The 23,777-nt window shown below is 66.7% G+C and carries 26 protein-coding genes; 12 read left to right on the forward strand and 14 right to left on the reverse strand.

Annotation, left to right across the window (positions count from 1 at the left end):
- Positions 1 to 16: 16 nt before the first annotated feature.
- The 9 genes from CA260_RS05260 (at position 17) to CA260_RS21090 (ending at position 9,621) form a co-directional block, all read left to right on the forward strand.
- Positions 17 to 1,687: a methyl-accepting chemotaxis protein gene (locus CA260_RS05260; RefSeq protein ID WP_111981343.1), complete on the forward strand. Its 1,671-nt coding sequence runs from the start codon at positions 17 to 19 to the stop codon at positions 1,685 to 1,687.
- A gap of 263 nt (positions 1,688 to 1,950) precedes the next feature.
- Positions 1,951 to 2,457 carry a chemotaxis protein CheW gene (locus tag CA260_RS05265; protein WP_111981344.1) on the forward strand — a complete coding sequence of 169 codons (507 nt, stop codon included), beginning with the start codon at positions 1,951 to 1,953 and terminating at the stop codon, positions 2,455 to 2,457.
- 28 nt (positions 2,458 to 2,485) lie between these two features.
- Complete coding sequence (locus tag CA260_RS05270; RefSeq protein WP_111981345.1) at positions 2,486 to 4,195, forward strand: methyl-accepting chemotaxis protein; 1,710 nt, start codon at positions 2,486 to 2,488, stop codon at positions 4,193 to 4,195.
- Between the two features lie 8 nt (positions 4,196 to 4,203).
- Positions 4,204 to 5,082 (forward strand): CheR family methyltransferase, encoded by an 879-nt coding sequence (locus tag CA260_RS05275; RefSeq protein ID WP_425479723.1) that lies wholly within the window; start codon positions 4,204 to 4,206, stop codon positions 5,080 to 5,082.
- Entirely contained in the window at positions 5,079 to 5,738 is a 660-nt protein-coding gene (gene cheD / locus CA260_RS05280) for a chemoreceptor glutamine deamidase CheD (protein ID WP_111981347.1), read from the forward strand. Before CA260_RS05275 ends, cheD begins: the two co-directional genes overlap by 4 nt.
- A gap of 341 nt (positions 5,739 to 6,079) precedes the next feature.
- Positions 6,080 to 7,174: a protein-glutamate methylesterase/protein-glutamine glutaminase gene (locus CA260_RS05285; RefSeq protein WP_111981348.1), complete on the forward strand. Its 1,095-nt coding sequence runs from the start codon at positions 6,080 to 6,082 to the stop codon at positions 7,172 to 7,174.
- A gap of 15 nt (positions 7,175 to 7,189) precedes the next feature.
- Positions 7,190 to 8,377, forward strand: a complete 1,188-nt coding sequence (locus CA260_RS05290; protein WP_111981349.1) for a methyl-accepting chemotaxis protein — start codon at positions 7,190 to 7,192, stop codon at positions 8,375 to 8,377.
- Between the two features lie 147 nt (positions 8,378 to 8,524).
- Positions 8,525 to 8,827, forward strand: coding sequence for an STAS domain-containing protein (locus CA260_RS05295; RefSeq protein ID WP_172461726.1), 303 nt, complete (start codon positions 8,525 to 8,527; stop codon positions 8,825 to 8,827).
- A gap of 416 nt (positions 8,828 to 9,243) precedes the next feature.
- Positions 9,244 to 9,621, forward strand: a complete 378-nt coding sequence (locus CA260_RS21090) for a cupin domain-containing protein (RefSeq protein ID WP_172461727.1) — start codon at positions 9,244 to 9,246, stop codon at positions 9,619 to 9,621.
- A 65-nt stretch (positions 9,622 to 9,686) separates the two neighbouring features.
- On the opposite strand, the gene CA260_RS05305 is transcribed toward CA260_RS21090, so the two are convergent.
- The 10 genes from CA260_RS05305 to CA260_RS05350 all read right to left on the reverse strand — a co-directional run bounded on the left by CA260_RS05305 (position 9,687) and on the right by CA260_RS05350 (position 18,609).
- Positions 9,687 to 10,748, reverse strand: a complete 1,062-nt coding sequence (locus tag CA260_RS05305) for a M48 family metallopeptidase (RefSeq protein WP_238149698.1) — start codon at positions 10,746 to 10,748, stop codon at positions 9,687 to 9,689.
- Positions 10,749 to 10,753: 5 nt separating this feature from the next.
- Positions 10,754 to 11,935: a YjgN family protein gene (locus tag CA260_RS05310; RefSeq protein ID WP_172461728.1), complete on the reverse strand. Its 1,182-nt coding sequence runs from the start codon at positions 11,933 to 11,935 to the stop codon at positions 10,754 to 10,756.
- Positions 11,936 to 12,047: 112 nt separating this feature from the next.
- Positions 12,048 to 13,244 carry a GGDEF domain-containing protein gene (locus CA260_RS05315; RefSeq protein ID WP_172461729.1) on the reverse strand — a complete coding sequence of 399 codons (1,197 nt, stop codon included), beginning with the start codon at positions 13,242 to 13,244 and terminating at the stop codon, positions 12,048 to 12,050.
- Positions 13,245 to 13,457: 213 nt separating this feature from the next.
- The gene (locus CA260_RS05320; RefSeq protein ID WP_111981354.1) at positions 13,458 to 13,820 is read right to left on the reverse strand and encodes a hypothetical protein; all 363 of its coding nucleotides are present in this window, start codon (positions 13,818 to 13,820) and stop codon (positions 13,458 to 13,460) included.
- A 97-nt stretch (positions 13,821 to 13,917) separates the two neighbouring features.
- Positions 13,918 to 14,496: an NUDIX hydrolase gene (locus tag CA260_RS05325; RefSeq protein ID WP_111983018.1), complete on the reverse strand. Its 579-nt coding sequence runs from the start codon at positions 14,494 to 14,496 to the stop codon at positions 13,918 to 13,920.
- A 76-nt stretch (positions 14,497 to 14,572) separates the two neighbouring features.
- Positions 14,573 to 15,538 (reverse strand): DMT family transporter, encoded by a 966-nt coding sequence (locus CA260_RS05330; protein WP_111981355.1) that lies wholly within the window; start codon positions 15,536 to 15,538, stop codon positions 14,573 to 14,575.
- A gap of 160 nt (positions 15,539 to 15,698) precedes the next feature.
- A complete protein-coding gene (locus CA260_RS05335; RefSeq protein ID WP_111981356.1) occupies positions 15,699 to 16,523 on the reverse strand; it encodes an AraC family transcriptional regulator in 825 nt (274 codons plus the stop codon).
- Between the two features lie 141 nt (positions 16,524 to 16,664).
- On the reverse strand, positions 16,665 to 17,567 hold the full coding sequence (locus tag CA260_RS05340; protein WP_111981357.1) for a 5'-3' exonuclease: 903 nt from the start codon (positions 17,565 to 17,567) through the stop codon (positions 16,665 to 16,667).
- Positions 17,555 to 18,124, reverse strand: coding sequence for a nitroreductase family protein (locus tag CA260_RS05345; RefSeq protein ID WP_111981358.1), 570 nt, complete (start codon positions 18,122 to 18,124; stop codon positions 17,555 to 17,557). Before CA260_RS05345 ends, CA260_RS05340 begins: the two co-directional genes overlap by 13 nt.
- Before the next feature lie 71 nt (positions 18,125 to 18,195).
- Positions 18,196 to 18,609 carry a cytidine deaminase gene (locus CA260_RS05350; RefSeq protein ID WP_111981359.1) on the reverse strand — a complete coding sequence of 138 codons (414 nt, stop codon included), beginning with the start codon at positions 18,607 to 18,609 and terminating at the stop codon, positions 18,196 to 18,198.
- Between the two features lie 163 nt (positions 18,610 to 18,772).
- On the opposite strand from CA260_RS05350, the gene CA260_RS05355 reads away from it, so the two are divergent.
- Positions 18,773 to 19,873, forward strand: coding sequence for an NAD(P) transhydrogenase subunit alpha (locus CA260_RS05355; protein WP_111981360.1), 1,101 nt, complete (start codon positions 18,773 to 18,775; stop codon positions 19,871 to 19,873).
- A 51-nt stretch (positions 19,874 to 19,924) separates the two neighbouring features.
- Here CA260_RS05355 and CA260_RS05360 read toward each other — a convergent pair whose 3' ends face one another.
- Genes CA260_RS05360 through CA260_RS05370 form a run of 3 tightly spaced genes read right to left on the reverse strand, consistent with a single transcriptional unit; the run spans position 19,925 to position 21,440 of the window.
- Complete coding sequence (locus tag CA260_RS05360) at positions 19,925 to 20,476, reverse strand: DUF3106 domain-containing protein (protein ID WP_111981361.1); 552 nt, start codon at positions 20,474 to 20,476, stop codon at positions 19,925 to 19,927.
- A gap of 2 nt (positions 20,477 to 20,478) precedes the next feature.
- Positions 20,479 to 20,859, reverse strand: a complete 381-nt coding sequence (locus CA260_RS05365) for a hypothetical protein (protein ID WP_111981362.1) — start codon at positions 20,857 to 20,859, stop codon at positions 20,479 to 20,481.
- Positions 20,856 to 21,440 carry an RNA polymerase sigma factor gene (locus CA260_RS05370; protein ID WP_111983019.1) on the reverse strand — a complete coding sequence of 195 codons (585 nt, stop codon included), beginning with the start codon at positions 21,438 to 21,440 and terminating at the stop codon, positions 20,856 to 20,858. Before CA260_RS05370 ends, CA260_RS05365 begins: the two co-directional genes overlap by 4 nt.
- A 138-nt stretch (positions 21,441 to 21,578) precedes the next feature.
- Between CA260_RS05370 and CA260_RS05375 the strand changes: the two genes are divergently transcribed.
- Both CA260_RS05375 and CA260_RS05380 read left to right on the forward strand, forming a co-directional pair.
- On the forward strand, positions 21,579 to 21,884 hold the full coding sequence (locus CA260_RS05375) for an NAD(P) transhydrogenase subunit alpha (protein ID WP_111981363.1): 306 nt from the start codon (positions 21,579 to 21,581) through the stop codon (positions 21,882 to 21,884).
- Positions 21,884 to 23,314 carry an NAD(P)(+) transhydrogenase (Re/Si-specific) subunit beta gene (locus CA260_RS05380; RefSeq protein ID WP_111981364.1) on the forward strand — a complete coding sequence of 477 codons (1,431 nt, stop codon included), beginning with the start codon at positions 21,884 to 21,886 and terminating at the stop codon, positions 23,312 to 23,314. The genes CA260_RS05375 and CA260_RS05380 overlap by 1 nt, the downstream gene beginning before the upstream one ends.
- A gap of 7 nt (positions 23,315 to 23,321) precedes the next feature.
- On the opposite strand, the gene CA260_RS05385 is transcribed toward CA260_RS05380, so the two are convergent.
- Positions 23,322 to 23,759: a hypothetical protein gene (locus tag CA260_RS05385; protein ID WP_111981365.1), complete on the reverse strand. Its 438-nt coding sequence runs from the start codon at positions 23,757 to 23,759 to the stop codon at positions 23,322 to 23,324.
- Between the last annotated feature and the right edge of the window lie 18 nt (positions 23,760 to 23,777).

Genomic DNA, 23,777 nt, shown 5'->3' on the forward strand with positions numbered 1-23,777 from the left:
CTGAAGGTCGTAACTCATGACATCGCCGCTTCGTTACCTCGACCAACTCAGCCTCGCCGCCAAGGTATGGCTGGTCATCGCTTTCGTGGTGGCGGGCCTGGCGACGCTGACGCTGGTGTCCGCACTCGACAGTCGTCGCCTGCAAATGGACGCGCGCATCAGCGCGCTGAGCGACGAGGTGAATACCGCCATCTCGCTGCTGGACAGCTATCACGCACGCGCGCTCGCCGGCGAGATGAGCGACGAGGAAGCGAAGAAGCGCGGCCTCGCCGTCGTGGCCAAGCTGCGCTGGAACAAGGGCGCAGGCTATGTGTTCGCGTTTGATTCGAACTTCGTCATGCAGATGCACCCCATCATGCCCAAGCGCGTGGGCATGAGCATTCGCGACGAAGCGGATTCGCAAGGCACCTTCATGTATCGCCACATGATGGAGGCCGACCAGCACGACGGCTTCGGCGCCACCGAATACATGTGGCCGATGCCGGGCGGCAAGCAGGACGAACACAAGATCACCTACACCACCTGGTACAAGCCCTGGGACTTGCACGTGGCGTCGGGCGCGTACTTCGTCGACATCAACGCGCAGTTCCACCATGCGTTGCTGGTGAGCCTGCTGGAAGCGGGCCTCGTCGGCCTGCTGGTGATCGGCGTGGTGTGGCGCTCGATGCGCAGCATCCGCCAAAGCATCGGTGGCGAGCCGACCTTCGCGCTCGCAATGGCTGCGCGTATCGCCGATGGCGACCTGGCCGCGCATGGCGAAGCGCGCTTCACCGCCGGCAGCATGCTCGATGCACTGGAGCGCATGCGTACCAAACTGGTGGAAATCGTGAGCGAGGTGCAGCAGGGCTCGCAGATCGTATCGACCGCGGCGCAGGAGATCTCGCGCGGCAACGATGACCTCTCGCACCGCACGCAGGAGCAGGCATCGAGCCTGGAAGAAACCGCCGCGTCGATGGAGGAAATGACCTCCATCGTGCGCCAGAGTGCCGACAACGCCGGCCATGCCGACCAGCTGGCCCGCAGCGCCCGCACGCAGGCCGAACGTGGCAGCGAAGTCGCTACGCGCACCAGCGGCGCGATGCGCGAGATCGAGGCGGCCAGCCGGCAGATCACCGACATCGTCAGCCTGATCGACGAAATCGCTTTCCAGACCAACTTGCTGGCGCTGAATGCCGCCGTGGAAGCGGCGCGCGCCGGCGAGCAGGGCCGCGGCTTCGCCGTGGTCGCCAGCGAAGTGCGCAACCTTGCGCAGCGCAGCGCGGGCGCGGCCAAGGAGATCAAGGCGCTGATCGGCGACACCGTGGAGAAGGTGCAGGCCGGTTCGACGCTGGTGGAGGAATCCGGCCAGGTATTGGCCGATATCGTGCAGAGCGTGAAGCAGGTGACCGACATTGTCGCCGAGATCGCCGCGGCCAGCCAGGAGCAGTCGGCCGGCATCGACCAGGTCAACCGCGCCGTGATGCAGATGGACGAGGTGACCCAGCAGAACGCCGCCCTCGTGGAAGAGGCCGCCGCTGCGGCGCGCGCCATGCAGGAGCAGGCGGACGAACTGGAGCGACAGGTGCGGTACTTCCGCGTGGAGGAGGGCACCGCGAAGGCCGCCTCGGTTCGTCCGGTCCCGCCACGTCCGGCGGCACCGGTTGCCACGGCCAAGCCGGCGCATCAGCTGGTCACGGCCGGCGGCTGAGCGGAGTTCTAAAGCGCCAAGGACGCGCCCTGCAGGAGCGCACCCAGTGCGCGATCGGGTCTCGCCGATGCGCTGCGATCGGTCTCGCGACCACCGGACGGCGAGGCGGCCCGGGTGCCGCGTTCGCGCACTGGGTGCGCTCCTACATAAGAGGCGGGGCAGGCGCCGAATCCGCTCTTGATCCCGCTCAAGTTTCCCCTCCCGCCGCCGATCCAGACCCAGAGAGGGGGCCACCGCAACCGGCCCCGACGAAGAGGCTACCCATGTCCGACCCCATCCGGAGCGAGGCGCTCCAGTCGCAATACCTCACCGTGAACCTCGGCCACGAGGAATACGGCATCGACATCCTGGCCGTGCGCGAAATCCGCGGCTGGACGCCGGTAACGCGCATTCCCCAGGCGCCGCACTACGTGCTGGGCGTGCTCAACCTGCGCGGCGCGATCGTGCCGGTGATCGACATGCGCCTGCGCTTCGGCCTGCCGCGCGAGGACTACGGCGCAACCACGGTCACCGTGATCATCACCGTGGCCGGCCGCAATTTCGGCGTGGTGGTGGACGCGGTGTCCGACGTGCTCGACGTGACGGCCGACGCCATCCGCCCCGTGCCCGACATGGGCACCACCGTGGATACCGAATACCTCAAGGGCCTGACCTCCGCCGGCGAGCGCATGGTGCTGCTGCTGGACGTGGACAAGCTGCTGCAGCCGCAGGATGCCCAGATGCTGGAAGCGGTGCTCCCCGCCGCCTCCGATGTGAAAGCCGTGGCCTGATCGTTTATCGCAGGAAAGTGGAATCATCATGAAGAAGTTCACACTGAAAGTCCCCGCGCTGTCCGTCCGCAACCGCATGCGCGCTGTGCTTGGCCTGCTGGGCGTGATGCTGATCGGCGGCGCCATCGTCGGCCTCGGCGGCATGCAGCTGCAGAACGACGGCATGGGCAAGATCTACGATGAGGAGATCGTGCCCGCACAGCTCATCTCGCAGATTTCGCAGCGCTCGCTGATGTCCTTCATCCTGCTGGGCGAATCCAGCTCGCTGGTCGGCAAGTCCGACCAGGTGAAGGCCAAGCTGGCCGACTACGAAAAGATGCAGGCGGAGATGGATGCGCTGAAGAAGCAGTTCGAAGCCATCCCGATGAGCGATGCGGTGAAGAAGCACTTCACCGCGTGGCGCTCCAGCGATGCCGACTACAAGGACGCCAAGGATTCGCTGGTGGACGCGCTGAAGCAGGGTGACACCGGTGCGTCCGAGCTGCTGGAAATGCAGGTCCGCCCGCTGATGATGGAGCGCCAGGATTCGCTGGCGAAGCTGGTGGATGCGCAGCGCGCCGACGCCAAGGCCATCTACGACGCGCAGGTATCGCGTTACCACCTCATCCGCTTCGTCAGCATCATCGCGCTGATCGCAGGCCTGGCCATCGCCGCCGTCATGGCGCTGCTGATGATGCGTTCGATCATGAATGCGCTGGGCGTGGCGGTGAAGGTCGCCAACGAGATCGCCGGCGGCCGCCTCGGCCATGACATCCAGGTACGCAGCAAGGACGAGCTGGGCGACCTGCTCACCGCACTGCGCACGATGGACGATCGACTCAGCAACATCGTCGGCGAAGTGCGCCATGGTGCCGGCTCGGTGAGTTCCGCCGCGCAGCAGATCGCCCGCGGCAACGACGATCTCAGCCAGCGTACGCAGGAGCAGGCATCGAGCCTGGAGGAAACCGCCTCGTCGATGGAGGAGATGACCTCCACCGTGAAGCAGAACGCCGAGAACGCCAGCCACGCCAACCAGCTCGCCACGGCCACGCGCCGCCAGGCCGAGCACGGCGGCGAAGTGGCCTCGCAGGCCAGTGCGGCGATGCGCGAGATCAACGATTCCAGCCGCAAGATCTCCGAAATCGTCAGCCTGATCGACGAGATCGCCTTTCAGACGAACCTGCTGGCGCTCAACGCGGCGGTGGAAGCGGCGCGCGCCGGCGAACAGGGCCGCGGCTTCGCCGTGGTCGCCACCGAAGTGCGCAACCTCGCCCAGCGCAGCGCGGGTGCGGCGAAGGAGATCAAGGGCCTCATCAACGACAGCGCCGAGAAGGTGCGTGTGGGTTCGTCGCTGGTGGACCAGTCGGGCAAGGCGCTGGCCGAGATCGTGGACAGCGTGAAGAAGGTCACCGACATCGTGGCGGAGATCGCCGCGGCCAGCCAGGAACAGTCGGCCGGCATCGACCAGGTGAACCACGCCGTGCTGCAGATGGACGAGATGACCCAGCAGAACGCCGCGCTGGTGGAAGAAGCAGCGGCCGCGGCTCGTGCCATGCACGAACAGGCCGGCGAACTGGCCCGCCAGGTATCGTTCTTCCAGCTGGGCCAGGACGCTGCCGAAGTGCCGACCGAAAAGGCACGTACGCAGACCGTGATGGCCGAAGCCGAGGCCGTGTTCGCCGCCGTGCGCAACACGCCCGCCGCCGCGCGCCCGGTGCGTTCGGAAGCGGCTGACGCCGGCGCCTGGAAGGAGTTCTGAGCATGAGCATGCCCGCCACCGCCATGACCGATGGCAACGCCGCCGTGGCGGGCATGAACGGTCCGTCGCTGAGCGATGCGGACTTCAACTTCCTGCGCACGTTCGTCTACGAACACTGCGGCATCTCGCTCGGCGAGCACAAGCGCCAACTGGTGCAGGGCAGGCTGGTACGCCGGCTGCGCGCATTGAAACTGCGCGACTTCGGTGCCTACTGCGAAGTGTTGCGGCGCGACCCGCAGGCCGAGCTGGGCGAACTGGCCAGCGCGATCAGCACCAACGTCACCGCGTTCTTCCGCGAATCGCATCACTTCGACCTGCTGACCAACGAACTGCTGCCGCGCTGGATCGCCGAGAAGAAGAACGGCGGCCGCCTGCGCATCTGGTCCGCCGGCTGCGCCACCGGGGAGGAGCCCTACACGCTCGCCATGGTGCTGGCCGAAGCGCTGGAAAAGCATGGCAGCCACGTCGACGCGAAGATCCTCGCCACCGACCTGTCGCCGCAGGCGCTGGAAACGGCACGCAAGGGCGTCTATCCGATCGATCGCCTCGAAGGAGTGAGCGTGGAGCGCCGGCGCCGCTGGTTCCTGCGTGGCGAAGGCGACTACGACCAGTACGCCTGCGTGCATCCGCGCCTGCGCGAACTGGTCAGCATCCTGCCGCTGAACCTGCTGCACGACTGGCCCATGCAGGGCCCGTTCGACGCGATCTTCTGCCGCAACGTCGTCATCTATTTCGACAAGCCCACCAAGCAGCGCCTGTTCCAGCGTTACGCCGGACTGCTGCCGGAAGGCGGGTATCTGTTCCTTGGCCACTCCGAGTCCATGTATGGGCTCAACGACAACTTCGACCTGATAGGACGCACGGTCTACCGGAAACGCAGTGCATGAGCGTCCCCGCCGTCAATTTGCCCACTGGCGCCAGCTATGACCCGGCCCGGGTGTTGCCCGGCTTCGAACATCTCCGCCGCTTCTGGGATCCCGTGCAGGCCTGCGTCACCGTGAAGGTGCTGCCCGGCGAGTATTACGTGAGCGCGCAGGAAGAAATGATCTCGACGGTGCTGGGATCGTGCGTATCCGCGTGCATCTACGACCCGGTGCGCGGCATCGGCGGCATGAACCATTTCATGCTGCCCGAACCCATGGGCGGCGAGCGCGGCAGCTGGGCCGATACCGTGGGTCGCGCGGCGCGCTACGGCAACGATGCGATGGAACAGCTGATCAACGCCATCCTGAAGGCCGGTGGACAGCGCGCGAACCTGGAAGTGAAGGTGTTCGGCGGCGGTCGCGTGCTGGCGACCATGACCGACATCGGCAAGCGCAACATCGAATTCGTCAGGCGTTACCTGGGCGCGGAGCGGCTGGCCGTGCGCGCCGAAGACCTGGGCGACGTGCATCCGCGCCATGTGCAGTTCTTCCCCAACACCGGCAAGGCGCGCGTGAAGCAGCTGCGTGGCCGCACCGACACGGTGCTGGTGGACGGCGAGAAGCAGTATCTCAAGCGTTTGGCAAACGATCCGATAAAGGGAGAGGTGGAGCTGTTCTGACGCGAAGGCGCCGCAGCTCCCCCAAAGCAGTAATCGGCAAGAGCCTGTTCAATACCTTCTGATGACCCGCGCCGGGAGCTGTTTGCCCGCCAGGCAAGGAAGAATGAGGAAATGTATGTCAATACATGACCGAATGATGACGCAGGTTGGTGGGCAAACAGACCCGGCCCGACGGGTTGCCTGCCTGAGCGCGCCAGGAAGCGGTGCGCGGCTTGACCTGACAGCCAGTCAGGCGCCGCGCCACGCTCCACTCCCTGACGCGCTCAGGCAGGCAACGCGGGCCATCAGAAGGTATTGAACAGGCTCTTTGGGCCAGCACGACGGGCAGAGACTTCAAAGCGATGGAAAGAGTACGTGTCCTGGTGGTCGACGATTCCGCACTCGTGCGGAAACTGCTGTCGACCATGCTTTCGTGCGATCCGGGCATCGAGGTCGTCGGCACGGCCGCCGACCCGCTGATCGCCCGCGAGAAGATCAAGCAGCTCAACCCCGACGTGCTCACGCTCGACGTGGAAATGCCGCGCATGGATGGCATCACTTTCCTTGAGAACCTGATGCGCCTGCGTCCGATGCCAGTGGTGATGGTGTCCTCGCTGACGCAGGAAGGCGCGGAAGTGACGCTGCGCGCGCTGGAACTCGGCGCGGTGGATTTCTTCACCAAGCCCGGCAACGATCTCGCCAGCACCTTCGCCGAAGGCGCGCAGGAAATCTGCGCGAAGGTGAAGCTCGCCGCGTTGGCCAAGCCGCGCCAGCGCACCGCGGTGCGCAAGCTCGACGTGCCGCCGCGCCTCACCGCCGATGCCGTGCTGCCGCGTGCGCAGACCGCCGGCACGCGCGGCGGCAGTCCGATCATCGCCATCGGCGCGTCCACCGGTGGCACCGAAGCCATCCGCGTGGTGCTGGAGGCAATGCCGCCCGACGCGCCGCCGATCGTCATCACGCAACACATTCCCGCCGCCTTCAGCGGCCCGTTCGCGGCGCGCATGGATCATTGTTCGGCGATGCGCGTGTGCGAAGCGCGTGACGGCCAGCCGATCCAGTCGGGCCATGCGTACATCGCGCCCGGCAGCCAGCACCTGCTGGTGATGTGGGACGGCGCGAAGTACGTGTGCCGCCTGCACAACGGCCCGCCGGTGAATCGCCACAAGCCCAGCGTCGACGTGCTGTTCCGCTCGATGGCCGCCAGTGTCGGCAAGGCGACGGTTGCCGCGCTGCTCACCGGCATGGGCGACGACGGTGCGCGCGGCCTGCTCGAACTGCAGCAGGCGGGCGCGCGCACGCTGGTGCAGGACGAAGAGTCTTCGGTGGTGTGGGGCATGCCCGGCGCTGCGTGGAAGCTCGGCGCCGCCACCGAAAAGCTTCCTCTGGACCATATCGCCGCGCGCCTGCTCGCGATGGCCCATCAACCCATTCCCCGCGCCGCTACGCCGGCCTGATTTACGGACAGACCCATGGATGCCTTCCTCTCGTTCCTGCGCGTGCGCCCCGTGATCGGCCTGGTGGCCAGCGCCGTGGCCTTGCTGCTTACCCTCGTGTGGCCGTCCGCCTGGCTGCCGCCGGTGCTGATCGTGGTGCTCGCCGCGGTGTGGATCGTCGAGATGCGCCGCGCCGTACCTGCCGAGGTCGAGCCAGTGCTGGAAGCATCGCTGACGCATCACGCTCCCGTGCGCGAAGCGCTGGAAGAAGTGCGCAGCTCGCTGGTCGACGAACTCGGCCACGCCACGCGCGAACTGCACCAGGCGCTGGAGCTGCTGCGCGACGCCGTGTCCGAACTCGGCGGCGGCTTCGATGGCCTCTCGCGCAAGACCGGCATGCAGCAGTCCTTGCTGCGCCAGATCATCGATGCGCAGAAGGAAGGCGTATCCGTGCAGGACTTCGCCGCGCGCACCGGCGACCTGCTGGAGCACTTCGTGCACATGGTGGTGCAGATGTCGCGCGAGAGCCTGCGCATCGTCTACCGCATCGACGGCATGTCCAAGGAAATGGATGCCGTGTTCGGCCTCTTGAAGAACGTCAACACCATCGCCGAGGAAACCAACCTGCTGGCACTGAACGCCGCGATCGAAGCGGCGCGCGCGGGTGAATCCGGCCGCGGCTTCGCCGTAGTGGCGGGTGAGATCCGCAACCTCGCCAGCCACTCCAACCAGTTCAACGAACAGATCGGCAGCCACGTCGAGCGTGCCCGTGCCGCGATGGAACAGCTGCGTGGACTGGTCGGCACGATGGCCTCGCAGGATCTGAACGTCGCGCTGTCGGCCAAGGGCGGCATCGATGCGATGATGGCCCACGTCACCGAGAGCGATGCGCGCACCAGCGCCGTCGCCGACCAGGTGGTGGAGATCAATCGCGGCCTCGGCAGCGACGTGTCCACCACCATCCGCTCGCTGCAGTTCGAGGACATCCTCAGCCAGCTCATCAACCAGACGCGTGTTCGCCTGGTGGAGCTGCAGGACATCACCACCGAATGCACGCGCGACATCGAAGAGCTGGCCTGCAACCCCATCGATGCCGAGTCGCTGCAGCAGCGCGCCGAACGCGTGCGCAGCCGCCTGGCGATCCAGCGCGAGAAGGCCCGCCTGCGCTCGCGCGGCCCGGCGCTGCAGAACTCGATGGATGCCGGCGAGATCGAACTGTTCTGATCTTGAAGCCCGGGAAAGTGCTCCTGCACTTTCCCGGCTCGCTCAAGTCCGGTACATGCCCGGACTTGGCTCCGCCAAACCAAACATGATGTGTTTGGTTTGCGAGCGATCCATCCATGGATCGCATTGCCATAGGAAACGCCCCCGATGAGCCTGACCGTCCACCACGACCCCGACCTCGATTGCGTCACGCTGCAACTGGGCGAGCGCTTCGACTTCAGCGTGCACCGCGCCTTCCACGACGCCTGCCTCAGCGGCTCCGCCGCGCGGAGCTACGTGATCGACCTGGGTGAAGTGTCCAACATGGACAGCTCCGCGCTAGGCATGCTACTGCTTCTGCGCGAGCACGCCGGCGCCGACCGGGCCGAAATCCGCATCGTCAACGCCGACACCGGCCTGCGCGGCACGCTGCGCGTCGCCGGCTTCGACAAGCTGTTCGTCCTGCACTGAGCAAAGCGCTCCTTGCAGGAACGCACCCAGTGCGCGACCGCGGCGCCGAGCGTCACCCTAACGTAAGGTTGTCGCGCCGCGGGGTAACCGCCGTCCCCGGCACGCCAACCTCGGCCGTTTGCCCAATTGACGCTGTTCAACCCCGGGCGTAGTTTCCCGCGCGCCGGCGCCTCGTCGCCTGGCGCGTTTGTTTATGCATGCCAAGCCGCCCCGCCCTGCGGCGTGCGTGCACACATGGCGACATGTGCGTAGTCCATCGTCTGCCGACGTCAGGCGGCGATGTCGATCCATGCGGGGGCATGGCGCGGGCGCCGTTGGGTCCGCAGGGCAAGGGAGAAGCCCATGACCGGCCTCCGACCTTTCAACTCCCATCGGTGGCCATCGACGACCTCATCGAACAGCTGGAGGGACGTGTCATGGCAAAGATCGTTCAAAGCAGTCTGAAGTGCATGCTGGTCCTGGCCGCCGTCGCCCTTGCCGGCGCGGTGTGTGCGCAGGACATGGTCAAGGTGGCGCCGAAGAACACCAAGGTGCTGGTGGACAACGACCAGGTGCGCGTCATCGAGGTATCGCTCAAGCCTGGCGACAAGCTGCCCATGCATTCGCATCCGGGGAACGTCGTCTACTTCGTCACCGGCGGCAAGACCAAGACCACCACGGCCGATGGCAAGGTGACCGAGACCGAGCACAAGGCGGGTGAAGCCGTGTGGAGCGAGCCGATCACGCACAGCAACGAGAACATCGGCAATGCGGCCACCAAGGCGCTGGTGGTCGAGATGAAGTCAGCGAAGTAGGGCGGCTATCCGCAGGGCGAGAAACCGGTCGGCCCATGCACGGGCCGGCCGGCGCTTGCTTCGGCTCAGCGACCGGCGCGTGCGTCGGCCGTCGCCTTCGCCGCGCGAAACTGCAGCGACGCCTCATGGGCCCGCGCGATGCGTTCGTCCGTCAGCGGATGGCTGGAGGCGTAGCGCAGTTCCTGCCCTTTCAGTTCCGGGTGCGCGCGCTCCAGCGCCTGCATCGCGTGCACGAAGGCCTCCGGATCGATGCCTTGGCTGGCAAGTGCGCGGAACGCGAAACGGTCGGCGTCTTCCTCGAAGCCACGGCTGTAATGGCTGTCGACGAGAAACATCGGGATGCCCGCGGCCACGCCGCCCATCGAGGTCACGTCGCCCATCAGCATGCTCGCCACGATCAGCACACCGGAGCTGCGCAGCACCTGGCGCAGCATGTGGTGGTTGGCCTGGTGCCCGAGTTCGTGGGCCATCACGGCGATGAAGGCGTCGTCGTCGGGCACCGCCTCAGCCAATGCGTCGGTGAAAACGATGGTGCCGCCGGGCAGGGCGAAGGCGTTGGCGCCGAGGGCTTTCGATCCATAGAAGGCCAGGCGCACGCCGGGTACGCCTGGCATGCCGCCGACGAAATGACGGAACACCGCCTGCAGGTGCGATTGGCGCTCGGCAGGCAGCGCCGTGGGCATCAGCAGCCTTCCTTCCAGCGCGTCCAGCGATTGCTTGCCCATCGCCTGTTCCACGGCCCGCGGCAGATGCGCAGACACGCGGTCGGCGGCCCATGGCAAGCCGAATTCGAATAGCACGAACAGCGATGCCACCACCACCGCGATGCCAGCCAGCGCCACCGTCCAACGACGCTCCAGTCGATCCACCACGCGCTCGATCAGGTGATGGCGTGGAAACCAGTCTGCAGGCAGCGCGTCGTGATCGATCTGCAAGTGGCCGCCGTCACGCACATGCAGCGTGAACGGTACGCCGGTCACGCGTGCACTCGGCTCGATCGTGATCCATGGCGCGCTCCATTCCTGCGTGCCGTCCGCACCGCGCCAGCGCAGCGTGTCGCCATCGCGCCATGCATCGACCCGCGTGGCGTGCGTCGACCGGCCGTCGAAATAGATCGCCGGGACCATCGCCGTCACAGGCCAATGTCGATACCGAGCAGGCTGTCCATTTCGGTGGCGGTGGCGCCGATCTCGCCATGCGCAAAGGCGTCGCGGACGAAATCGCTGAGATCGCCTTCGCCGATCACTTCCAGATGCTCCGCGCGATAGCGCGCCGTGCGGATGCGTGCCCACGGCAACGCAAGGCCGATGGTGAAGAGCACCGCCAGCGCGTTGGTGAGGTACAGCCCGAGCATCGGCCAGTACGCCAGCGTGGAGCGGAAGCGGTACTGGCCCAGCTGCGCCTGGTTGTAGAGCAGGTTGGTCATGCGCGTGTGCACGAAGGTCCACACGCCGAGGTAGGCCGGCGCCATCACCGCATACACGCCGAGGATGAAGTACGGCGAGGGCATCTTCGGGTTGAACGCCTGCGGATTGCCCTTGTTGATCAGCACGGCCGCCGTCGAGAACAACGCGATGCAGGGCAGGAACCACACCAGCGCGACGCCGGCTGCCTTGACGTATACGCCGTAGTAGTTGCCGATCGCGTCGTCGAAGGAGAACGATTTCCCGCCGAAGTGGTGGTTGTCCACCACCCATGCCTGCTGGTGTCCCTTGATCCACGGATAGATGCCGGTGAACGCGGCGAATCCCAGCAGCATGCCGAAGCCGGGGTGTCCCATCATGGCGACGAGCAGGATCAGCAGGAACGGGATGCCCATCAGGAAGTACACGCCCAGGTACCACTTGTAGGCCCCTGCGTAGTCGTCGCTGAAATAGAAGCGCAGGCCGCGCCACGAGGAATAGCGTGCGCGGAACATCATGCTCTTGACGATCAGCCACGGCATGAAGCCGGCCACGAGCAGCACCGCCACGGCCTGCAGCGCGGGCGCGATGCGTCCGGCGAATGCATAGATGGCAAAGATGAGGACGGTCAGCAGACGCCCCTTGAGGATGGGCACCGGTCGCGCGAGGTAATCGAACGGCGAGCCGCCGAGCGTCGTGTTCGAATACATGTAACGCCGCGTGCGCACCGTGGCCCAGGCCGAATAGATGCCCAGCGTCACCAGGCTCAGCGCCACGTTGACGATCCAGATGCGGAAATAGTCGCCTGCATGGCCGTGGAAGCGCAGGCGATGCACCTCCCTCGTGTCACGTGCAGGAATAACGTCCAATTCGGGCAGGTACACGCCCGAGGCCATGGTCTCGTCATGCATGCTCTGGATCCCCTTTAGGCTTCCCCCCGGAAGCGAGGGCAGCATAGCCGAGAAGCCGACTTGGAAAGGGGGCAGGTACTTGCGGTCCTGTAAGGGAACCCTGAGGTCGCTGTCAGCAACGTGAGTCGCCGGCCTCGGCCAGGCGCAGGTCGTCCATTTCGGCGGAGCTGACGCCGTTGCGGCCGTCGAACTTGGTGCGGTACATCGCCTCGTCCGCCTGCCGCACCAGCTGCTCGAAGCGTACGCCCGGGCGCGCCATCGCCACGCCGATGCTGGCGGTCACGGGGATGTCCTGGCTGCCGATGCGCGCATGCGAATACGCCAGGGCCTGGCGGAGACGCTCGGCCACGGCCAGCCCCTGGCCATGGTCGGCACCCGGGAGCGCCAGCACGAACTCCTCGCCGCCATAGCGGGCGGCAAGCGACCCCGGCCAGTCGGTGACCTCGCGCAGGATGGTCGTGACGTGCCGCAGCACCGCATCGCCGGCGTCATGGCCCCAGCGGTCGTTGATCTGCTTGAAGTGGTCCAGGTCGAAGATCAGCAGCGCGAAGGGCTGTTCCCGCTGCAGGCAGCGCTCGAGGCTGGCGCGCCCCTCGGCCACGATGGCGCTGCGGTTGAGCAGGCCGGTCAGGCCGTCGGTATGCGCGGCCTGGCGCAGGTCGACCATCAGGCGCTCGGTGATCAGCTGCAGCAGGGCGAAGTACGAAGCCAGCCCGGTGAGGATGCCGATCACGTAGGTGGCGGCCACGGGTGTGCCGGCCAGCATGATGTCCTGGCTCGAATTGGGGTCGAGCGGCACGAAGGCGCGCAGCATGTAGAACGTGCCGTTGCAGATCATCACCGCCGCGGCGATGCGGCAGCTGATGCGTATCGCCGGCTCGGAAAAGCGCAGCAGCAGGTAGGCGTAGGCGAAGTTGAACGCCATGGCCTGCAGGCTGCCGGCCAGCAGGCGTGCACCGAGGTTTGGTGTCACATAGGCGAACCAGGCCATGCAGAAGCAATAGGCGACCACCAGCGCCGCCGGCCAGCGCAGCCGCAAAGGAAGGCCCAGGTGCACGGAAATGCCCTTGAGCGTCAGCATGTTGGAGCTCACCAGCAGGCCGTTGCCCACCACGATCGAAAGCAGGTCGGGGATGTGGTTGCGCAGGCCGATCAGGATGACGCCCAGGGTACTGATCCAGATGCCGGCCACCCAGATGCGCAGCACGACCTGGGTGTGCAGGACAGTCATCAGCGACGTGAAACCGATCGAGGCGCCTATGCCCATCAGCAGGCTGACTAGGGTCAGGGTCGGTATGTCTAGATGCATGGGTCTCCCTGGTGCCATCCCTCGATGGACGCTGGGCTGCGTGGAGGCCGGTGGATCGAGCCAATGTCCACCGGTCAAGCCTGTTTATCGACTGTGGCGCTTAAAACTTGAACTGCGTCACAAACCCATGAGGTTGCCATTGGAGCGCGGACAAAAAAAGAGGCCCCGACCGGGGCCTCAAGCAAGGCAAGGTATGAAAACGTGGTCGATGGTTTACCAGGTGCGCACGTCAGCGATGCCGACAGTGTAGGACTGCATGTCCGGGTCGAAGCGGAACAGGCGGCCCAGGTCGAACTCGACCGACTGGCCCGGGGCGATGTTGGTGGTACCGGCCGGCCAGCCCTTCTTGGACTGCAGGACCTTGCCGGAACCGTCCTTGGCGTCGATGGCCACCTGGGCGGCGGCCGGTTCGGCGCAATGGTTGACCAGTTGGCCGGCGAGGCTGAGGCGGGCGCCCATGCCGCTGCCGACGAGCTTCATCTTGAAGCCTTCAACAGCGAAGTCAGTAGGAGCGCAGGCGGCGTGAGCGGCCAGCGGAGCGAACAGGAGCAGCGCGGAGGCAATCAGGGTCTTCATGGGCGGAATCCGTCGATGGGGTCAGGTCGAAAAGAGGAACGACATGACAAACATCGGCGGTCCCGCCGGATTCTTTAGGGCTGCCGGGCCGGGCCGTTCAGTTTCGCGGGTGCAGCTCGGTGTGTTCGATGAACCACAGGCCCGCGAACAGCTTCGGGTCGATCGAGTAGCCCTCGGCGGCGCGCGCGAACAGCCAGTGCCCGGCCTCCTGGCGCGGTACCTCGTGCACGATGATGTTCTCGGTCTCGTCGCCACCGCCCGGGCCGACCTTTTCCAGATCCCAGGCGCGCACGAAGGCGATCATTTCCGTGCTCATGCCGGAAGAGGACGGGCCCTCATGCACGAAGTCGAGGCGTCCGCAGCGGTAGCCGGTTTCCTCTTCCAGTTCGCGACGTGCGGCAAGCAGGGCATCCTCGTCGCCATGGGCGTGCAGGTCGCCGACCAGGCCGGCCGGCATCTCGATGGTGTTCTTGAGGATGGAGACGCGGTACTGCTCCACGAACAGCACCTTGTCCTCGGGCGTGACCGCCAGGATGATCACCGCGCCGCCCGGGTTGTTGCGCTCGGCGAACTCCCAGCGCCCGCGCTTGCGCAGGCTCAGCCATTTGCCGACATAGAGGGTCTCCACCGGCGCGCTGGCGTCGACGGGAAGGGGGCTGCGCTCGGGTGAATTCATGGGCATGGCCGCGGTCATCGGGAAACCCGCATGGTGCCGTGCGCATGTGGCAGCCACAACCTCGTCGTCCCGCAGTTCAACCTTCGGCCAGCACCTCGACCGGGCGGGGCCGTATGCGCACAGCCCACATCACGCCGGTCACCAGCAGCGCGATGCCGGCCAGCGTCAGCGGTCCTGGCGCCTGGCCGCGTAGCGCGAATGCATAGCCGAGCGCGGCCAATGTCTCGAATACGATCAGCTGGCCGGCCAGCGCGGTGGGCAGGCGCTGGCTCGCGGCGTTCCAGCAAAGTGTGCCGAGCCAGGAGGCGAACAGGCCAATCGCCGCCATCAGTCCGATGAAACGCAGCGGATGCGGACCGAACGGCATGGCGAACGGCTGGTTGCGCGTGCCCATGACGATCCACAGCAACGCATAGCCCGCCAGCGCGAGCGGCAGCGTGGCGAGACCTTGCGCGGTCGCCCAGGTACGCGGGCGGCGGTCGGTGTGATGACGCAACCAGTCGGCGTTGCGCAAGGGATACCAGGTCCAGCACGCCACGGCGCCGCAGGCCAGCAAGGCGCCCTGCACATAGCGCGCGACATCGACCGTGGCCTGCCGTTCCATCGCCATGAGCTCGGCGCGGTTCACGCAGGCGATGCCGGCCACGATCAACAACAGCGATGGCGCGAGCCATGCCCATGGCAGCCGGCCATCGCGGCGCGCATTGCGAAGATTCGCGCAGATGGCGATCACCACCGGCAACGTGCCGATGATCATGGTCGGCAGCGGCGCACCCGCCCGCTGGATCGCGCTGGCGAGGCACAGGTAATACAGCAGGTTGCCGATCGCGGCCAGTTTGAGCGCTTCGATCCAGTCGGCACGGCCGAGTTGGCGTAACGCATGGCGATCCATCCACGCCAGCGGCAATGCGATCAGTCCAAAGGCGAGATAACGCCCCACCGACTGCAGCGCCGCCGGATAGTCCGGCAGCAACAGCGGGCTGACGAATACCAGGCCCCACATCAGGCCGGCGGCGAGTGCGTAGAGAATGCCTGTCCACATGGCACGCAGCGTGGCGCGAAACGGGCGCGCCGTCTTGTACCAGATTGCGCCTCTGGGGCTTTCTGTAGGAGCGCACCCAGTGCGCGATCGCATCGCAGCGAATTCACCGCTCCGTAGGCTTATCGCGCACTGGGTGCGCTCCTACAAAAGAACGGCCGTCTTAGCGCCGCAATTCCCGCTGGTACCTCGCCGGCGTAACGCCATACCGCCGCGCAAATGCACGTGTGAGATGCGCCTGGTCAGCAAGGCCCACGGCCGCGGCAATATCCGCAGGCTTTCCGCCACGCGCCAGCTGCCGCTTCGCTTCGGCCAGCCGGAACGCCATCAGCATCTGCTGCGGCGTGGCGTGATGATGGGCCTGGAACTGCCGCAGGAAATGGAACGGGCTCAGCCCGGCGACATCGGCCAGCTCATCCAGCGTCAATCGCTGCGAGAGATGCGCATGCAGGTAATCCACCACCGGCGCGAAGCGGACGCTGCCGCCATCCGCCGCCTTGCGCGGCACGCGCGCGTGCCGCCGAAACAGCGTCAGCAGTTCCAGCAACAGGCCGTCGAAAGCCAATGGTTCGCGTGCCTGCCACAAGGCATCCAGCAGCAGGGTGACGCGCCGTGCACTGGGCTGGTCGTCCCGCACGACATCGTTGAACCACCAGCCCGGTTCGCCGGTGACGTCGGCGACGGCCTGCGGCTCGATGTAGACCATCCGGTAACGCCAGCCACCTTCGGTTTCGGCGTGGCCGGTATGCAGCTCATCGGGATTCATCATCACCACCGAATCCGGTGGCGCGAGATGCTCGGCGCCGCGATAGCGAAAGCGCTCCACACCCGACTCGATCGCACCCAGACCGAAACCGTCGTGCGTGTGCGGCTCGAACGCATGCCGCACGATATGCGCGCGATAGAGCTCCACGCCCTCCCGATGCGAAGCCAGCCGGAACTCGGCGGCGTCGCGTCGGGAAGTGAGCTTGGAAGGCACGCCTTGCATGCACCCATGCTACCGCGCCGCGAGCCCCTGTAGGAGTGCACCACCCAGTGCGCGACCGCAGAGTCACGGCGTCACCGCGTCACCGCTCCGTAGTCTTTTCGCGCACTGGGTGCGCTCCTACAAAACAGCGTTGTGTCGCGATCAGTACGTCAGCAGCGCCTTCAGCCGGGTCCGCGTCAGCGGCCCGAAACGCAGCCGCTCGCTCAGCTCGTCCATCATCGCCGCGTCTCGACGCTGGCGCTGCATGGCTTCGACCTGTTCCGCCACGGGTGCATCCAGCGCGATGCGGGTGAGCTGCCGGTACAGGCGTGCGCTGTCGGCGTGCTCGCGCAGTTTCGCCGCGCAACTGGCCGCGCCGCGAATGCGCAGGAAGGGCACCTCGTCCACGCGTTCCAGCAGTGCATCCAGGCTGCCGAAATGCGAAAGCAGGGCAGCTGCGGTCTTCGCGCCGATGCCGGGCACGCCGGGAATGTTGTCCACCGCGTCGCCGCACAGAGCGAGATAGTCGGCGACCTGGTGCGGGTGCACGCCGAGTTTTTCCAGCACGCCGGCCGGGCCCCAGCGCAGGTTGCGCGCATAGTCCCATTGCTCGTCGAACTCGCCCAGCAACTGGCCGAAGTCCTTGTCGGCGGACACGATCACGCTGCGGAAACCATGGCCGCGCAGGCTCCACAGCGCGCTGCCGATGAGGTCGTCGGCCTCGTAGGTGTGGTCGATCAGCACCGGTATGCCCAGCGCCTCCGCCACTTCGCGGCAAAGCACGAACTGGCGCTCGAGATCCGGCGGCGGCAACTCGCGGTTGGCCTTGTACGCCGGATAGATCGCGTTGCGGAACGACGTTGTGAGCGACGCATCGAACGCCACGGCGAGATGCTCGGGTTTCACGCGCTCCAGCAGCTCGCACAGGAACCGTGTGAAGCCATGCACCGCATTGACCGCATGGCCATCCGCGTCATGGAATTCGTCCGGCATCGAATGCCAGGCACGGAACACGTACAGGCTTCCGTCGATCAGATGGACGGCTGGACGGCTCATGGTGTCCATACGCGCAGCACGTCGTCGAGATCGGGACGCTCGCGATCGGGCACTTCGATCTGCGGCGTGCCGATATGCACGAAGCCGATCACATGCTCGTTGTCCGCCAGGCCGAGAATGCCGGCCGCTTCGCGGTTGTAAGCCGCCCAGCCGGTGAGCCACTGTGCGCCGTAGCCCAGTGCTTGCGCACCGAGCAGCAGGTTGTAGGCCACGCAGCCGGCGCTGAGCTCCTGCTCGATCACCGGGACCTTGCTCGATGCGTCGACGTGCGCCACCACCGCCACCACCAGCGGTGCGAAGTCGTAGCGCGTACGGTCCTTCTCGCGCTTGGACTCGGGCATGTCGGGGTTCACGCGCAGCGAAAGCTGGGCCAGTCGCTCGCCGAAGCTGCGCTTGGCGTCGCCACGCAACAGCACCAGACGGAACGGCACCAGCTTGCCGTGATCGGGCACGCGGATGGCGGCCTGCAGCAGGGCTTCGAGCTCATCGCCGGAAGGGCCGGGTTCGCCAAGCTGGCGCGAGGGTGTCGAATGGCGTTGCAGCAGCAGGGAAAGGGGATGGGGCATGGCGGATGTCGGGTGAGGCAAAGCCGTCATGCTAAACCCCCCGGATGTGGGAGGCGACTGTTTTGCCCGTGTCAGCCCGCAACCACCATCTTGAACGAGCCGGGCAGCAGCGCTTCCACCGAGGTCTGCTGTACCTTGCCTTCGAGATTGCCAAGCCACACCGGCATGCCTTGCTCGCACAGCTCGGCCATCACCTGGCGACAGGCGCCACAGGGACTGATCGGGTCTGGCGTATCCCCGGTGACTGCCAGCGCGACGAAGTCGCCCGGCTTGCAGCCGGCCGCCACGGCGCTGAACAGCGCGGTGCGCTCGGCGCAGTTGCACAGGCCGTAGGAGGCGTTCTCCACGTTGCAGCCGGTGAAATGGCGGCCATCGCGGGTCAGCAGCGCGGCGCCGACGAGAAAGCGGGAGTAGGGCGCATAGGCGTTTTCGCGTGCCTGGCGCGCCAGGTTCAGCAGGACGTCGGAAACAACGACTTCGGTCATCGGGATCTCCATGGCGGGACCCCCATCGCCACGGCCGATTGGTGCGGCCTCGTTACCGGTGGCGCGCCAGTTAACCCCGAGCCGGCGCCGGCTGCAAGTGGCCGGTGGTTCATGCCCGGATGCATCGGCTAGGATGCGGGGACCTTTCCGCAGGGGATGCACGATGCCGATCACCGTGGCTGCATTGCGCGAGACCGCCACCGGCGAACGCCGGGTTGCCATCACGCCGGAAGTGGCCAAGAAGCTGCGCGGCAAGGGCATACGCGTGCTGCTTGAGCAGGGGGCGGGTGCCGCAGCGGGTTTCCCCGACAGCAGCTACGCGGACACCGAATTCGCAGGCGCCGAGAGCGTGCTCGCGCAAGCCGACGTGCTTACCTGCGTGCTGCCACCGGATGACTCCGCCTGGGAGCGTCTGCGCGAAGGCAGCATCGTGATCGGGCAGCTGCGTCCCTACGGTGCCCCCGTGCGCATCACGTCGATGGGTAAGCACCGCCTTACCGCGTTCGCACTCGAACTGCTGCCGCGCACGACGCGAGCACAGGCGATGGACGTGCTCAGTTCGCAGGCCGCCGTGGCCGGTTATCGCGCCATGCTGATCGCCGCCGAAGCGGCGCCGAAGTTCTTTCCCATGCTGACCACGGCGGCGGGCACCATCCGGCCCTCGCGCGTGCTGGTGGTCGGCGCCGGCGTGGCGGGTTTGCAGGCCATCGCCACCGCGCGTCGCCTCGGCGCGCAGACCGAAGGCTACGACGTGCGCCCGGAAACGCGCGAACAGGTCGAGTCGCTGGGCGCGAAGTTCGTGGAGCTGGGCGTGAGCGCCGCGGGCAGCGGCGGCTACGCGCGCGAGCTGACGGCGGAGGAACGCGCGGCGCAGCAACAGGCCTTGGCCGAGCATCTGAAATCGGTCGACGTGATCGTCACCACCGCGGCGGTGCCGGGACGCCCATCGCCCAAGATCATCACGGCCGCGATGGTCGACGGCATGAAGCCCGGCGCGCTGATCGTCGACCTCGCCGCGGAAGGCGGCGGCAACTGCGAGCTCACGCAGCCGGGCCAGCGCGTCGAGCACCAGGGCGTGACCATCCTCGGTCCGTTGAACCTGCCCGCGGGCGCGCCGCTGCACGCGTCGGAGATGTACGCGCGCAACGTGTACAACTTCCTGGAGCTGCTGGTGCAGGGTGATGCGCTCGCGCCCGACTTCAACGACGAACTGGTGGCCAAGAGCTGCGTGACGCGCAACGGCGAGCTGCATTTCCAGCAATAAGCCACTACCCGCGCCACCCAGGAAAAACCCCGCTCAAGGCGGGGTTTTTCGTCAGTGCCTGGGACCACCCGGCGGCGGTGGCGGCATGTGCGGTCCGGGACCGCCCATCGGGCCGCCACGCATTTCCTTGTGCCAGCGACGCAGCAACTGGTCGCGCTGGTCCGGCGGCAGTTCCTGGAAATGCTGGAACGCCGCGTGCAACTGCTCGCGTTCCTCAGGCGGCAGCTGCTGGAAGCGGCGGCTGTTTTCGCGCGCTTCTTCCTGCTGCTGGGGTGTCATCTTCTGCCAGCGGTCGATGCGCTCGCGGATCTCGCGGCGCTGGTCCGGGGGCAGCGACCGCCATTGCTGGGCGCGCTCCAGCATGCGCGCCTGGCGCTGGGGCGGAAACGAATCCCACTTGTCGGCCAGTGGCGACAGGATGTCGCGCTGGTCCGGCGTCAGGCTTTTCCACGGATGAGGCCCCGGCGGCGGACCTGGCGGCGGGGGCGGCACCATCCCCGGCGGCGGAGGCGGGGGAGGAGCGCTCTGCGCGAGGCCGGACGAAGCGAAACCGCCCAGACCGATGACCAACAACAGCGTCAGGAACAAACGACTTCGACGCATGGTCACCGGCTCGCCTGGCTGTCGCCGTTCTTGGCCAGCCATCCGTAGAAATCAAGGTTCTGGTAGAGCGCCGGATCGGCCGCGGCCGCATCCGGCGGCAACTCGCCATCGGCCTCGCTCACCGGTGAAGGGCCTGCCGCACTGCCCGTCGGGCCTTGCACGGGCGAGGACAGCATCAGCGCCGCAAACGCGATGGCGGCGAAGGCGCCCGCCGGCAGCAGCAGCTGCAGCAGTCGCTGGGCCAGCGACGAGCCATCGGCGCCTGACAGCGCGGCACGCCGTGCCGCGCGCAGCCCTGCGGCCGTCGCCGGATCGAGCTGACGCGCCGCCTCGCGATAAAGCTCGCGGGCGCGGCGTTCGAGATGGTTGTCGGGCGCATTCATCGCCAGTCCTCCAGTTGGTCGCGCAGACGTTGCAGCGCGCGCGACAGATGTGTTTTCACGCTCCCTTCCGAACAGCCCATGGCCTGCGCGGTTTCCGCCACGTCCAGGCCTTCCAGCACGCGCAGCATGAAAGCCTCGCGCTGGCGCTGGGGCAGCCGTTTCACGGCCGCTGCCATGTCCGCGTACGACTGCGAGTCGTGCAGCCGTTCCAGGGGACCCGGCCCGGTGTCGGCCGGCTCCCAAGCCGGCAGGTCCTCGCCGTCTTCGTCCCGTCCGCCCAGCCAGCCCACCACGATCGAGCGCACCTTGCGCCGGCGCTGCAGATCCACGATGCGGCGTCGCAGGATGCCCCAGAACAGCGGTGTCCATTCCTGCGGCGGCTTGTCGCTGTAATGCTTGACCAGGCGCAGCATGGCGTCCTGCACGGCATCGAGCGCGTCTTCCCGATGACCGAGATTCAACTCGGCCATGCGGAAGGCGCGGCGCTCCACCTGCGCCAGGAACGCATCCATCGAAACAGGCACCGCGCGAACGTCTTCGGCCAGCAGTTCGGCGTCCAAAGTGGATACGGCGCTGGTCATGGCGTCATCGTCCGCTTCGCCGGATCGGGCATGCTGGGACTCCATTGGTACGTCTCTGTGCATCAACGCCCGAGGCTCGCGCGGGTTGACCCGCGCCCGTATGATGCGGGGACAACGGTGTCCTGGCGGGGAGGGGTCATGATCGACGGGTTCCTGGCGCTTTACATCTTCATGCTGGCCGCTTTCACGGGGTACGAGATCATCGCCCGGGTACCGGTGATTCTCCACACGCCGCTGATGTCGGGTTCCAACTTCATTCACGGCATTGTGCTGGTCGGCGCCATGATCGCGCTAGGGCATGCGCAGACCCCGATCGAGATCGCCATCGGCTTCCTGGGGGTACTTCTGGGTGCCGGCAACGCGGCCGGCGGTTACGTGGTTACCGAACGCATGCTGGAAATGTTCAAGTCCAGCAAGCCCGCCCCCGGCAAGGAGGCGAAGTAATGGCCTGGCTGCCGATCGTGATCAAGGCCTGTTACTTCCTCGCTGCCCTTCTCTTCATCCTCGGACTCAAACGCATGAGCTCACCCCGCACGGCGCGGGGCGGCATCGTGTGGGCCGGCGCGGGCATGCTGGTGGCGGTCGTCGCCACCTTTGCCCTGCCGGACATGCATAACCGGGGGCTGATCCTGGCCGCCGTGTTGATCGGCGTGGCGGCCGCCTGGTGGTCGGGCCGCCGCGTGGCGATGACGGCCATGCCCCAGATGGTGGCGCTCTACAACGGCATGGGCGGCGGCGCGGCCGCGGCCATCGGCGCCGCCGAGCTGTTCAGTTACGCCGGTACCGCGGTCACCCTGCTGGATGGTGGCGAGTTCACCGCCAACGGCGCCGCGACGCCAGGTACCGCACAGCTCACGCTGGCCGTGCTCGGCGCGCTGATCGGCTCGGTGAGCTTCTCCGGCTCGCTGATCGCCTTCGCCAAGCTGCAGGGCTGGCTGGACAAGCGTTTCGTGTTCCCCGGCCAGCGTGCGGTGAACATGCTGGTGCTGGCGGGCGCGGTGGTGCTCGGCGCGATGATCGCAAGCGGCCAGCTGTCGATGCCGCTGATCGTGGCGTTCTTCGTGCTGGCGCTGATGTTCGGCCTGATGATGACGCTGCCCATCGGCGGCGCCGACATGCCGGTGGTGATCTCGCTGTACAACGCATTCACCGGCCTGGCCGTGGCCTTCGAGGGCTTCGTGCTGCAGAACGAGGCGATGATCATCGCGGGCACCGTGGTGGGCGCGGCGGGTACGTTGCTGACCCAGCTGATGGCGAAGGCGATGAACCGCTCGATCGGCAACGTGCTGTTCGGCAGCTTCGGCGCGGCCACCGGCGAGGCGCAGGCCATCGGCGGCGCGCAGAAGCCGATCGAGGCGAGCGACGCGGCGGTGATGATGGCGTACGCCGAACGCGTGGTGATCGTGCCCGGCTACGGCATGGCCGTGGCGCAGGCGCAGCACAAGGTGTGGGAGTTCGCCAAGCTGCTGATCGAGCGCGGGGTGAAGGTGAAATTCGCCATCCATCCGGTGGCGGGACGCATGCCCGGCCATATGAACGTGCTGCTGGCGGAGGCGGGCGTGCCGTATGACCTCATCGCCGACATGGACGACATCAACCCGGAATTTCCCACTACCGACGTCGCGCTGGTGATTGGCGCGAACGACGTGGTCAATCCGCTGGCCAAGACCGATCCCTCATCGCCGATCTACGGCATGCCCATCCTCGACGTGGCCGACGCCAGGCAGGTGATCGTGGTGAAACGCGGCAAGGGCACCGGCTTCGCGGGCATCGAGAATGCGCTGTTCTACGCGGACAACGCACGCATGCTCTATGGCGACGGCCAAGCCGCGGCGGGCCAGCTGGTATCGGAGCTCAAGGCGCTGGAAAGCTGACCGGCGATCAGTCGCTCGCTTTGGCCCTTGTCGCCCGCCCGGCGGCAAGGGCTGCCAGGCCCATGCCGATCGCGTACCAGATGTCGTCAGCGGGCGCGCTGCCGAGTTCCGCCAGTTGCAGCAGCAGGCCGAAACCGGCCGTGCGCAGTGTGTCGACGAGGCCCAGGCCCATCAGGCCGGCGATGCGTGCGGCCGCGGTTAACAAGTTCACGTAGAGCGCGGCGGTCAGCGCCGCCATCGCCGCCAGCAGCGCTGCGCCAGCACCCGGCGGGCGTACCCACTGGCGGACGGCCTTGCCCAGTAGCCAGCCGGCCACCATGGCCAGCCAGGGCAGCGGGCGCTGCAGGTAAAGCGTGGGCACCATCCACACGGCGCCGGCAGCCAGGCCGAGCATGACGGCGCTAACAGCGGCGAACAGCCAGGAGAACGCGACCCGAGCGTTCATGAAATACGAGGGAAAAGC

It is taken from the genome of Dyella jiangningensis, assembly GCF_003264855.1.
GTDB classification, from domain to species: domain Bacteria; phylum Pseudomonadota; class Gammaproteobacteria; order Xanthomonadales; family Rhodanobacteraceae; genus Dyella; species Dyella jiangningensis_C.